This is a genomic window from Microcystis sp. M31BS1 (assembly GCF_020245285.1).
GTDB classification, from domain to species: domain Bacteria; phylum Cyanobacteriota; class Cyanobacteriia; order Cyanobacteriales; family Microcystaceae; genus Microcystis; species Microcystis panniformis.
This window is the reverse complement of the sequence record NZ_JADBVE010000054.1, coordinates 1-13136: the sequence shown is the minus strand read 5'-3', so window position 1 is coordinate 13136 and position 13136 is coordinate 1. Positions and strand designations below refer to the sequence as shown.

Annotated in this window: 9 protein-coding genes and 2 pseudogenes; 5 read left to right on the top strand and 6 right to left on the bottom strand. The window is 40.1% G+C overall.

Annotated features, from left to right (window positions below; all coding sequences use genetic code 11):
• On the bottom strand, positions 1 to 46 hold a 46-nt coding region (locus IM509_RS23970; RefSeq protein WP_353737710.1), incomplete at its 3' end, for a helix-turn-helix domain-containing protein.
• Positions 47 to 347: 301 nt separating this feature from the next.
• Here IM509_RS23970 and IM509_RS02900 point away from each other — a divergent pair.
• A pseudogene (locus IM509_RS02900) lies at positions 348 to 512 on the top strand (helicase); the annotation flags it as partial.
• Between the two features lie 18 nt (positions 513 to 530).
• On the opposite strand, the gene IM509_RS02895 reads toward IM509_RS02900, so the two are convergent.
• Complete coding sequence (locus IM509_RS02895) at positions 531 to 1985, bottom strand: SAM-dependent methyltransferase (protein ID WP_072926716.1); 1455 nt, start codon at positions 1983 to 1985, stop codon at positions 531 to 533.
• A 2-nt stretch (positions 1986 to 1987) separates the two neighbouring features.
• Positions 1988 to 2647: a type II restriction-modification system restriction endonuclease gene (locus tag IM509_RS02890; protein ID WP_052276420.1), complete on the bottom strand. Its 660-nt coding sequence runs from the start codon at positions 2645 to 2647 to the stop codon at positions 1988 to 1990.
• 662 nt (positions 2648 to 3309) lie between these two features.
• Between IM509_RS02890 and IM509_RS02885 the strand changes: the two genes are divergently transcribed.
• The 3 genes from IM509_RS02885 to IM509_RS02875 all read left to right on the top strand — a co-directional run bounded on the left by IM509_RS02885 (position 3310) and on the right by IM509_RS02875 (position 6385).
• Positions 3310 to 3432 (top strand): DUF8629 family protein, encoded by a 123-nt coding sequence (locus tag IM509_RS02885; RefSeq protein ID WP_002737208.1) that lies wholly within the window; start codon positions 3310 to 3312, stop codon positions 3430 to 3432.
• Positions 3433 to 3456: 24 nt separating this feature from the next.
• A complete protein-coding gene (locus IM509_RS02880; protein ID WP_052276421.1) occupies positions 3457 to 5097 on the top strand; it encodes an MBL fold metallo-hydrolase in 1641 nt (546 codons plus the stop codon).
• A gap of 397 nt (positions 5098 to 5494) precedes the next feature.
• Positions 5495 to 6385 (top strand): Rpn family recombination-promoting nuclease/putative transposase, encoded by an 891-nt coding sequence (locus IM509_RS02875; RefSeq protein WP_052276422.1) that lies wholly within the window; start codon positions 5495 to 5497, stop codon positions 6383 to 6385.
• 64 nt (positions 6386 to 6449) lie between these two features.
• Here the strand turns inward: IM509_RS02875 and IM509_RS24290 are convergent.
• Together IM509_RS24290 and IM509_RS02865 are read right to left on the bottom strand one after the other, a co-directional pair.
• Positions 6450 to 7013: pseudogene (locus IM509_RS24290) on the bottom strand (PEP-CTERM sorting domain-containing protein).
• 164 nt (positions 7014 to 7177) lie between these two features.
• On the bottom strand, positions 7178 to 8404 hold the full coding sequence (locus IM509_RS02865) for a molybdopterin molybdotransferase MoeA (protein WP_052276424.1): 1227 nt from the start codon (positions 8402 to 8404) through the stop codon (positions 7178 to 7180).
• Positions 8405 to 8419: 15 nt separating this feature from the next.
• Between IM509_RS02865 and IM509_RS02860 the strand changes: the two genes are divergently transcribed.
• Complete coding sequence (locus tag IM509_RS02860) at positions 8420 to 9301, top strand: glutaminase (RefSeq protein WP_052276425.1); 882 nt, start codon at positions 8420 to 8422, stop codon at positions 9299 to 9301.
• Positions 9302 to 9449: 148 nt separating this feature from the next.
• On the opposite strand, the gene IM509_RS02855 is transcribed toward IM509_RS02860, so the two are convergent.
• Positions 9450 to 12566 (bottom strand): TIGR03032 family protein, encoded by a 3117-nt coding sequence (locus IM509_RS02855; protein WP_185237774.1) that lies wholly within the window; start codon positions 12564 to 12566, stop codon positions 9450 to 9452.
• Positions 12567 to 13136 lie beyond the last annotated feature (570 nt).

Here is a 13136-nt window from a genome sequence, read left to right as displayed (position 1 = left end):
CTTGTGTTGGTGTGGGGTAAAATCGAAACGAGTAGGCTTTTTCCATGTCTCACATTTTAGCATATATTTCGTAAACGATGCTCATATTTAACAGTAAAGCCGTCGTAGAACGACGGGGTTTCAGACCCAAATTTTCGATGACCATTAAATCTAATCTAAGTAGGTGGGTGGAATTAAATATAAAATGAACGTAGGTTGGGTTGAAGCATGAAACCTAACGCCCGATTATGTTACGCTACCGCTAACCCATCCTACAAATAATTGTGCCTACCTACTTAGCCCTATTGAAAGAACAACACATAGAAATTAAAGGCGTATATTCTAGAGTAGTTATGATAATGTATAAAGATCAATATAAAGAAAAGAAACCTAAAGATAAAACCATCGCTGAGAAATTTAATACCTATCATTTTGTAAAGTATAAAGAGCAAGTGGTTGACTTATTAACCCGTGGGTGTAACGTTAGCGTCGAGACAAGGACAATTATCGAGGAGATGAAAAAATTATCATAAAATATCCCGTGAGCTGCGTTACTTAGCTGCGTTAGCGTTAGTAATACACCCTAATTCTGATAAATTCAAACTATTTAAAATACGGGTTTTTATTGGTCTTTTTTCATCCCAGAATATCAGAGATGAATAAAATTCCATCGCTAGGGAAGAATTGAGAAGCTGTAGTGTTTTCTGAGCAGTATCTAAATCATCAAAGCTTAAGAAGTAAACAGTATCATCGAAAATAACTGGTTGATTTTGATAGGGTGATATAAGTTGAAAATTCAGTTTCTTATAAAGTCCAGAAATGGCAATTTTAAAAGGAGAGAAGGTGTAAGAACCAACGCCGAATATAGAAAAATCTGGTTGATTTTGATAGATTTTGCTTTTTCTATTCCCAAAGTAATCTACATGATTAACTAGATACTGCCAAGTTTTTGGCGCTATATCTCGCATATTTTCTGTAGATTCACCAATAAACTTCTGAGTTACTAAAACGTATTTATTGATAATTTCTAGGCGATTTTGTGCCACATCTGAACCTTTAAGGAGAGGATAAAGATAGGTGGTTTCAATATCAACGATTTCCTTTAAACCATTGACAAAAATTCCATTAACTAACTGCAATTCCATGACTTTTGAGCAATCATGTTTAATACCTGAACGCCATTTTTCTACTAGAGGATGCCGATGATATAACTTCTCTAGTCTGATAAAAGTATTTAAATCTCTGACTAGAATATCATTTTGATAACCAATACGCTGAAACTCCCTTTCCTCAAAACTCTTGAAAACATCACAAAAGTAATTTTCTGATTGAGAATCAAATTGACAAAATAGGAGACAAGCATCTACATTAGCTTGAAAATATTTTTGAGTGTTTATCGGATAAATTGCCGAATAGGTGAGATTAATTTTCTGAGTATAAATATAGTTCAAAATTTTTCTAGAAACGGCTGTTTTGCAGATAATTGCCAGATAAGCTGAACGATGATTAAGACATTCAATCAATTTAATTAACATCCATTCTGAAATATCAAAGTTACTTTTTCCTGTGATAGCATCTAAACCCTGATAACCTTGAAAGTTACTTTTTTGCGGTAAATTGCTACCATTAATCAATCCCTGTTTTGAGTTTGTTATCCAAGGTAGATTCCCCAAGAATAAAATATTCTCTTTCCATGCTTGAGTTAGAGCATTCCAATCACAGTCAAAAAAATTATTTTGATGAACTTGTATTCTTGTATCTTGGCATAATTGCTCATCTTGGGCTATCTGTGCAACATAATTAGGATTAATTTCAAAGCCAAGAATTTTTTCAGTTTGTTTGAAGGTAGCTGCTGCCGATTTTAAAAAGTTTCCTGTACCACAAGTTGGCTCAATAATTACCTTGGGATTAACATTTATTTGTGATAACTTTTGGCAAATCTTTTCGGCTAACTCTAAAGGAGTTTGAAAGTCGCCGTATTCAACTTTAACTGGAGAAACTGACATGACTAATTCTCTCTATAAATAGCTATTAATCCTTCTTCTTGACCAGCAAGATCAATTACTCTAGTATATTGTAGTCTCCACTGTAAGGCGTTGGAAATGGTTAAAAATCCTTGTACTGGAGGATTAGCAAGAATTTCATCGGCTATATTGGCTGCTTCCATTTCATCAACGGGTAAGTTTTTATCTAACATAAAGGCAATTAAATCATCTTTGTTACCCTGATTGTTTAAGATGTTGCGAATACCACGAGTCATCTGGAAATCAGCTGTTCTTTCAGCCGATACAAAAATTGTCGTGATCATTCTTAAATTGGCAGTGCGATTGAGACTATTATCTAACTTTTCATAAACAAAAATAATTAAGGAATATCCTAAGCCAAAAATCTTTTGTCTTGCGGATTTAAAAGGACAAGATGATTGTGGTTGTTTAGTACTGGTTACTTTTATATCAACCAGCAACTCAGGAAAATCGATACCACTGGCTGCATTACCCTCAACAAAATCATATTTTTCTTTTAGATATAGTTTAAACTTTTGTTCTAAGTAGGTTCCGATCGCTTTACCATCTGTAACACCGTAGAGCGAAGCTTCTTGATGTTGAGACTCTAAAGCTGAAAATATAGCCGCCTCATTACCTAAAGATTCTTGGGTTAATCTTGACATATATAGCTAAATTAATTAATCTCCTCGTTTTTTCTATCTGACAAAATTAGCAAGCTTTCTTAATTATAAGTCAACTGCCATCTATGTAATACATCGCTGTGAAGCTTGAGACAAAATATTATCGCTCATAGTTTTTTCTTAATATGAGATACAGAAAAGTAGTCCTGTGACTTGGGATTAGCTTTGCTCAAGACTTTTAAATTAACTAAAATTATCGCGCACAACCCTTGTCTAAAACCTATCCCTTATAGAGATATTTCTTAACAATTTGGTCAGTAAGGACTCTAACCCTTATCCTGACTTGATTTCAGTTTTTTCTTTGTCATTAAGGGTGTCAACAAGGAATATTACAGATTGTTAACCGAGTCTTGAAAGCCCTGTGCTAAAAAGGTTTGAAATGTTAAGAAAGATGTGACTAATGGACAGGTCTAAAACCTCGCTCCTGGTTGGCGAAAAGTTTTTGGAGCGGAGTATAAATCCCCGTTACAAAAACGGACTCCTGCCCTCCGCTTGCTGCCTTCGTTAATTATTAACATAGACTGGGCGATGGTGGGGGAAAGAGGGTGAGCACCCATGGCCAAACTCGAAACCTAGCTGCTAACAAGCGAAAAAGTTGGGTTAGTATGAGGGGAGATTACCCTCTGAGGAGTTGCACTAATTATATGGACATCAAATTAATCCTGTTGGCACTAACGGCTGTATTCACCGTCTCTTGTCTCTTTTTCGGCACCCGCAACGGTTTTTATGATAGCGATAACTACGATGGCAATGGTTCCGCTCACTAACCAGTTATCATGATCAGGGTTGCCATGGTTCAACGCTCTACTGCTGTCTGGGGGTCAAAATCCCTTTTATCCTGTTTACCTTTTGGTGTCGGTCACGCATCGGAAGGGGTTTGTCTCCTACTGAAAATCGGTCCCTATCGCATACTTTTAGATTGCGGTTTGGCCGATATGCAACCCCTCACCCAAAATAAAAAACCCCCCGTGGATCTGGTGTTCTGTAGTCATGCCCACAGCGATCACATCCGTGGGTTAATGGCTCTCCATCAGACCTATCCCCAATTGCCAGTTTATGCCAGTGAGGTGACAGTACAACTGCTGCCCCTACAATGGCCCGATTCTGCTGAGGAAATCGGCAGTTTTTGTCAGGGTTGGCCATGGCGATCGCCGTTCGCTCTCTTTGATGATCTCACCGTCGAGATTTTTCCGGCCGGCCACCTACCCGGGGCTGCCGCGGTCCTATTCACCTACAAAACCCCCAAACGCACCTATAAAGTCCTCTATACCGGCGATTTTTCCCTATCTAATTTTCAACTGGTGGAAGGATTATCGATCGATCTGCTGCGGGGAGTATCCCCCGATGTGCTGATTATTGAAGGCAGTTACGGCACAGAGCGCCATCCCCACCGACGACAGCAGGAAAAACAGTTGATGAATCGCATCTATCATGCGATCGCTGAGGGACAAAATGTCCTACTACCCGTCCCCGCTTTGGGATTGGGTCAAGAAATTTTAAAATTACTGCGATCGCACCACCAATTCACAGGTCGCGACATTGATATCTGGGTTGGGGGCAAGATCGCTAAAGCCTGCGATGCCTACCTAGAAATTTTACCGCAATTTCCCGCATCTGTCCAGAATTTTGCCAAACATCAGCCCTTATTTTGGGATGAGCGCATCTGTCCCCGGTTGCGAAAGTTGCCAGAAAAACCGACACCTCTAGGGGGAACCACTCCGATAATTTTACTAATCGATCGCCTAGAGGAGGTGAGTAAATATCTGCAAGGGGATAAACCTTGGTTAATCTTAGTTCCCCAACACCTGCACGATATCAACCTGGAGAATCCCCGATTAAAAGCGGCACAGCGTTCGCGATTAATTAGCCAAGAAACCTATCTACTCGCGGAACATAGCGATAGTCGCAACACCACCCAACTAATCCATAACCTGCGACCGCAGCATATCATGTTCGTCCATGGCTCGCCCCTATATCTAGCGGATTTGACCAGTTTAGAAGAATTACAAAGCCGTTATCAACTCCATTCCCCGGCCGTGGGAACTCTGGTGGAATTGCCTATTGGCGATCGCTTTATGCAACCGACACCCCCGGCCCCCAGCCACTATGAGGGAGAATTAAATGAATCGGATTCGACCATCACTATCACCTTACCAGAGCCGATCACCCGGGATCCCCGGTGGAGTAATTTCGCCGATACGGGACTGGTGGAAGCGCGCTGGCAAGGGGAAGAATTATTATTGCGGGGAGTCTCCCAACGGGAATTATTAAGCGAGAGTCCCAATCGCATCACCAAAGCTTTAGAGGAGATGGATTGCTGTCGTGTCTGTGTCCACTACAAAAGTCAGCGCTGTTGGAATCCCGCTTCTCCCCTCTACGGTTTTAAAGTGGTTCCCGAAGGCTATTGTCCCGTTTTTGAGGCCAATATATAATAATTAGGGAGGCACAATTATTTGTAGGATGGGTTAGCGGTAGCGTAACATAATCGGGCGTTGGGTTTCATGCTTCAACCCAACCTACGTTTATCTTATATTTAAGTAGGGAGGCACAATTATTTGTAGGATGGGTTAGCGGTAGCGTAACATAATCGGGCGTTGGGTTTCATGCTACGTTCATCTTATATTTAATTCCACCCACCTACTTAATTCCACCCACCTACTTAATTAGGGCTGGCTGAAAAAGTTTCAGGGTTAGGAGTCAGTATTCCTGGATTTGCTCCATACAGAAATACTAAAAAATTAACAAAACCCTTATGAAGATTTTAACTCAGGCTCTGTAAGACTTTCCATAGCTAGTATAATACTGGGGGGGAGGTTCAGAAATAAAAGCATGAAAACTGACACGATTTTTTATCAACTCTTTCAATCATTCCCCTCTATCTTCTTTGAATTAATTCAACTCCCTATCAACGAAGCCAATAACTACCGCTTTGACTCAGTGGAAGTCAAACAACTTTCCTTTCGTCTTGATGGAGTCTTTCTGCCGCAAAATAATCACCCCCAGACTCCTATCTACTTCTGTGAGGTACAATTTCAAGAAGATGAGGCTTTTTATCAGCGCTTTTTCACTGAAATCTTCTTATATCTCAGTAAAACTAACTTAACCAATGATTGGCGGGGTGTGATTGTCTATCCTAACCCTCAAGTAGAAACCGATAAAGTTCAACGCTATCGGGAACTCCTCAACTGCGAGCGAGTGAGACGGATTTATCTGAATGAATTAGAAAACACTCCTCAAACTTCGATTGGTTTAGCCACAGTGCAATTAATCACCCTATCTAAAGCAAAAGCGCTTGATAGCACCCGAAAATTAATCCAAAGAGTGCGGGAAGAATTAACCCCCGACCAAAAACCGCAAGAACTCTTACAATTAATAGAGACGATTCTCGTTTATAAGTTACCGCTTCTCAATCGTCGGGAGATAGAAACTATGTTTAGTTTAGATGAATTAAAACAAACTCAGTATTTTCAAGATGTGCGCGAGGAAGCGCGTCAGGAAGGTCGTCAGGAAGGTCGCGAGGAAGGTCGTCAGGAAGGCATTGAGCAAGGCATTGAGCAAGGCATTGAGCAAGGCATTGAGCAAGGCATTGAGCAAGGCAGACTAAACAAAGCACTAGAGGCGGTCCCTCGTTTGTTAGCCTTAGGGTTAAGCGTTGAGCAAGTCGCATCCGCCTTAGAGTTAGAGGTTAAACAGGTTAGAGCTATGCAAAAAGGGACATAAGACTATATCGCCCCCTAACCAAAAAGGAAGGCGTTTAAACCTTCCTTACCATAGAATTGGTCATTTATTGACGTTTGCGAGCCAATAAACCCAGAGAACCCACCGCTAATAAGCCTAAAACGGTACCTGGTTCCGGGGTTGTCTGTGTCTGGGTGCCTTGAATGGTCCAGTTAGCAGCAACTATATTACCTGATACATTGGTCAAATCGACAGAGTAGTTCAAATCATTAGTAAAGTAAATGCCATTGTCTCCATTCACGAACCATGCGTTAGGTGTTTGTGTAGAATTGGTTGAGACGACATTGACATTAGAGTAATCAATCCAATCAGAAGGAACAGAGGTTAATTGTCCTAAGGCATTGGTGACAAAGCTTCCTACACTAAAATCCAACCCATCACCCCCATTAGGATTAAAGGTGGTAAGTAGTCATGCAAAATTAATTACCTGCCCGATCGAGCTAAAACCCTTACGGGGCAATGATCGTCATGTGTAAATAATTTTGCCTAGGTACTTAACGTGGGTCCCATTACCAAAATTGAAGGTGACACTCACAATGTTGCTGGCGGTCCATGTGCTTGGGGGGAAAATTCCGGCACTTTTTCCCTGAAAATGGGTAAAACCCCACACCCCACACCCTGCCACCAGGAAAAACTTTTTGCCGCAAACCCTAATTAGGGTCTATAGAAAAAGTTCCTAAGCGTAATTCCCCGGCTGCTGTCCTTCGACCTGATTCTTACCGAGAAGGAAATCAAGTCAAAAAAAGAACCCTTGCCAACATCTGAAACTGGCTCTCAAAGGGGAAGTCCAGTCATAACTTCTACTGTTTCTCCCGCTTGTATAGTAGTTTTACCCTGGGGAATTATGGCTAAAGCATTAGTACCCGCTAAATTAATTAAATTAGCCGAATTGTGTTGTCCAGAAGCAAGTTGAAATTGATAAACTCCCTCGATAATTTCTATTTTTCCCCAGAGATAAACTTCTCTTTGTCCCTTAGATTTGAGAGTATCGCGGGTGATAACTCGCAGAAATTTGTTCTGATAATCTGTCAATCCCGATAATTTTTTAATGGCCATTTGCACGAAGCGCCAACAGGAAACTAAAGCAGAGACGGGATTACCAGGGATACCAAAGTAAATACAACCGTTAGGAAAAGTAGCGAAGGTTAAGGGTTTACCCGGTTGAATAGCAACGCTGCGAATTAGAATTTCTGCTCCTAATTCCCCTAAAATTCCCTCGATATAATCGTAATCTCCCACGGAAACACCGCCGGTGGAAAGGACGATAGCACTAGAATTAACGGCTTTTCTGATAGTTTCTCTGAGAAGTTCGGGACTATCTTTGATTATACCTAAAGGTCTAGGAATTGCCCCTAAACTGGCGACAAATGCCGTTAAAGCGTAGCGATTTGAGTCAATAATTTGACCTTTTTGGAGGGTTTCATCGGGATTAATTAATTCATCTCCCGTGGAGAAAATTGCCACTTTGGGACGGGAAAAAACTGTTAATTCGGTAGCTTGTGCCGTGGCTAAAACCGCTATTTCTGGGGAATTAATGGCAATACCAGCTTTTAATAAAGTATTTCCCGCTTGATAGAATGTGCCGCGTTGACGCACGAAAAGACCTATTTTTTCGGGAGGGATAAGAATCGCCACCCGCTCCCCTTTTTGTTGAGTATTTTCCTGCATAATAATCGTATCACTGCCGGCGGGTAACATCGCTCCCGTAAATATTCGCGCTGTTTCTCCGGGTTGAATAATTTTTTCGGGGACTTTGCCGGCGGGAATTTCGGCGATAATCTTTAAAGTAACGGGATTTTCTGGATTAGTGTCTTTGACATCTTCGTAGCGGACAGCATAGCCATCCATTGCGGAATTATCCCAGTAGGGAAAGTCTAAATCACTGCTGATATCTTCGGCTAAAATGCGCCCAAAAGCTGCCTCTAGAGAAACTTTTTCTGTTTCCTGTTGGGGTTGAATTTGAGTTAAAATTATAGATTCTGCTTCTTTGACTGAGTACATGGATTAAACAAACAAATGAACCGATTAGCTAGATTAAGGGTGGAAGATATACAAGCTTGGGTCGGGGAAGTGCATTTATCGGATAGGAAGGGTCAGACTCCCTATTATATACCGGTTTTGAACCAAGTTAATCCCGAGATTTTCGCTCTCCAGATTCACTGTCTTGAGGGGGAGATTTTGTCTTGGGGAGATGAAACTTTAACTTTTCCTTTGATGAGTGTGATTAAACCTTTTTTGTTATTATATCTTTTAACCCATTTAGGGGAAGATGCTGTTTTTCGTCGCGTGGGAAAACAAGCTTCTAGTTATCCTTTTAATTCTTTAACTCAACTGCAAGAGGATCGCGGTTTTCCCCGTAATCCTCTGATTAACAGTGGTGCGATCGCTTTGGCGGATTTATTAGCAGGAGAAACGCCGGAATCTCGCTGTGAAAATTTGCTTTTATGGTTAAATGAAATGGGTAATTGTCAATTATTTTTAGATCGATCTGTGCTTGAGTCTGTTCACTCTTCTCCTAATGTTCACAATCAATCTTTAAGCTTAGAATTAGAAAAAAATGGTTATATCAGTCATCGTTATTTAGCTCTAGAAACCTACAATCGAATCTGTTGTTTATCTGGAAAAATTGCCGATCTTGCTAATTTAGGTAAGTTAATTTTAGCTTCTTCTTTTGCCGATATAGTTCTGGAAATTATGACTAATTGTGGACTCTATGAAGCTTCCGAAAAATTTGCTATTGAGGTGGGGTTTCCCACTAAATCGGGAGTTAGTGGGGCCTTATTATCAATTGTACCGCAACAGGGAGCGATCGCTTGTTATAGTCCTCTGTTAAATGAGCAAGGTAATTCAATTTTAGGACTTAATTTACTAACATATATCAGTCATTTTGTCAAGTAAATTTAATCTATGAAAATAAGCTTTAATTCCTCAAAAAAATGCCGATACTTTTTCTGATTTTTCTGGCCAAGTACCGTGAAAACTGGGAGGGATAAAGTTGATTTTGTCAAGGATTGTTAAGATGCGCTTACCCTGATAATTCCAGTGATCAATTGGCTATCCTGATCATCTCCGGTGATTTTCCCGCAGCATAAACATCCCACATTGTCCGATAAGCTTTTTCTAAATTGCGGGTAAAACGAAGCGTATCAAATAACGGATAAGTAAGACGATTTTGTGCTAGTTTCTGTTTAATTTCGTGCAATTTATCAGGAGATTTTGCTAAATTAATCGCTAAATTTTTATACTCCTCTAAATTCTTAGTAATTAATTCAGGTAGGCCAATAGCTGTCAGTAAACTAGCACCAACACGGGAAGGAAAAGTCTCCCCCAAACAAGTTATAATCGGTAAACCTGCCCATAAAGCATCACTCCCAGTAGTATGAGCATTATAGTATAAAGTATCAAGAAATAAATCAGCTAGTTGATGTCGCGCCAAATGTTCCGACTTAGGTTGGAGATGGGCAAAAATTAAGCGATCGCCATCAATTCCTCGCGCTTTTGCTTCCCGACGTAGATTTGCTTCCGCTTCAGCTACTCTCGAAAATAACCATAACACACTACCTGGAACATTAGCCAAAATTTGCATCCATACAGTGAATATTTGCGGCTCAATTTTATAGGTATGGTTGAAACAACAAAAGACAAAACCCGATTCAGGAAGACCATAATGGGAACGAGTAACAGGTTTAGATGATATAATTTGTTGATAATCATTAGCCTGATAACTATCCGGTAAAATTACCAATTTTTCAGTAAAATCATCAGCAGACTCTGGTGGTGTAACTATGGCATCACCAATAATATAGTCGATAAAATCTGCTCCCATTGTCCCCGGATAAACCAAATAATTAACTTGAATCGGTGCCGGTTTTAAAGCCAATATTTGTGTCCGCGCCTTATCAATATATCCCATCAAATCAACTAAAATATGCACCCCATCATGAAAAATCCGTTGTGCAGATTCCGTAATTGATAAAGTAGCAATATCATAAAAGCGATCGCAATCATTAGCAATGCGACGACGATATTCACTACCATCATCAGGACCATAGGAATAGGCAATTATTTCAAAGTTATTGCGATCATGTAAACCAAAGACACTTTGCATCAAATGACTGGTGGGATGATTACGAAAATCATGGCATAAATAACCTATTTTTAATCGTCCAGATCGGGTGCGTGAATGGTTAAAGTTGAGGGGTTTAGTAACTAAGGCTAATTGTCTTTTAACCTCTTGAGCATAGTTAGAAGCTACTTGCAATTGTTGACTAGCAGACCAAGGTTTATATAAGGTATCAAAGGGAGTTACTGCGGTAGATTTTCCCTCTTGTAACTGGTTTTCGGTTAATTGCCAAAGTTGAATTAAATCAGCTTCTCTTGTCTCCCAATTACAAGTCATTTCCTTCATAGAAAATAAGCAAGCAAAAGCCTCTGGGGAATTAGGTTGAATAGCTAAAGCTTGCTTAAATACGCTCATAGCTGCTTCTACTTTGTCCTGTCTTCCTAACGCTAAAGCCAAACTATTATAAGCTTTAATGTATTTAGGATTAAGCTTAATTGCTGTTTGAAAATAAGCGATCGCTTCTTCAATTTTTCCCTGTAGTTGTAACACATTGCCTAAATTAAAGTGTGCTTCTGGATAATTAGGGTTTTTCCTGATTGCTTCTTGAAAATTGACCACAGCATCCCCTAACTTATCCTGCATTTGTAAGACTAAACCTAAATTATTATCAGCAAAAGCATAGTTTTGATTGCTACGAATAGCTTGGTTAAAGCAAATAATCGCCTCGTCTAAATCTCCCTTGCTAACTGCTATTATTCCTAAATTATTGTGGCTTTCTGCATAATTAGGATTAATCAATAAAGCTTGCTTGTAAGCCAAAATAGCTTGATCAATTTGTCCTAAACTATCCATGATTACCCCCAACTGATGCCAAGCAGCTGCATATTGGGGATATTGATTAATTAATTGTTGATAGAGAGCGATCGCATCTTCAAGCTTAAGCTGTTTTTGCAAGGTGTATGCTTGCTGATAAAGGGTATCTGCTGGGGAAGTATCAGGCTGATTATTTGCTATATTTACCCCAACTAAAGGAGAAATAGGATCGAGAGTAATAATTTTACTAATGTCATCATTTTGGAATCCTAAAGCTTGGGGACGTTTAACTCCTTCTAAGATTTGTATATCATAAAGTTCAGTCACTTCACCTTCTAAGCGTATCCAGTGAACAACTTCACCTGTTTTCAAGTCAATAATTAGCAGACCACAGCGAGGATCTGCTTCTTTAGCCATTAAATTATCATCTAAGATTAACCCCGAAAAAGTCTTATCTACCCCACGATTTTTAGATAATCCAACAATGGCATAATTTCCGACAAATGCTAAACCGCGCAGAAAACCAGGACAAAAAGTAACAGGCTCAAAAATGCCCTTATTTTGATCAATATAACCAAAGTAACCCGTACCCGCATTTAATAACCATAACTTACCCTGATAAAATCGGGGAGAATGAGGCATAGATAAACCAGTAGCAATTACTTCATTAGACTGAATATCAATGACACAACCGCCAGTTTGTCTTCTGTCTCTCCACCCATCCACCACATCTGATTGACTACAAGCGGTGACATAACGCGCCTTCCCATCTACCAAAGCTAAACCATTGAGATGACAACGATCTTCCTTGACTAAAGCGGAAATAAACGATGGTTTCCATAGGGGAATACAACTATGGCGATCGCTAACTGTCGCCAGACAATTTAACATGGTACTGATAAATACAATTCTTTCAGAGAGATTTTCTATTGCCAAATCGTGAATATCTAAATCCCCAGTAGTATAACTAATGCGGGGGATATAAAGTTTATCGTAACCATTATAAAGCTGTTCGGATGATAGCACATTATCTAGTTGCCAGATTTGATAGCGGGAACTAAGATAAATCCTTTCTGGGGTAGTATATAAACCCATGGCGCGGTCAAATATCCGCTCAAATCCCGACATCCCCCTGTGAGGGTTAACTCCTAAAAACATCAGTCGAGAACTTTGATAGGTAGTAAAAGCCAGACTAATCTGCTGAGACTCTAACCAATCAATGAAGTTACGGGAAGCAATTATCTCTACGGGGATAGATTGATTAGTATTGGGAGTTGATTGATTCATCGGTTGTCTAGTCCAAATCTAAAGCAAATTTTATTTTTACATAAGTAGGTAGGCGTTAAAAATTATCAGATGCCCCCCTTATTAAGGGGGGATTAAGGGGGGACTAAGGGGGGATCGGCACCCCCCTTATCAAGGGGGATCCCCCCGCCTTCGGCTTCCCCCCTTATCAAGGGGGGCTAGGGGGGATCGAACCTAAAATCCATTTTTAATTTAATTATAACCAGCTACTTATCGTAGGGTGTGTTAGCGATAGCGTAACGCACCAATTTAATAATAGAGGTGGTGCGTTACGGCGGCTTGTTAATTTTGGTTTTTTGACGGAATTGATAGCCGCAAATACGCACCCTACACCTAAATTAGGTGTGTCAGTCCACTACGATTTATGTTTTTGTTTGAGCGCGATCGTTTATAATCAAAATATCATTATTTTGGGTTTGCTGAATAAGTACGGGCGAAGCATTCGGATAGAAAATCTACCTTTTCACCGATAGGTTATTGTCCGAATGCTTCGCCCCTACAGGACGCGGGCCGATGAAGACGCAAGGTTTTGAACGACGATTCTCTCAAAAT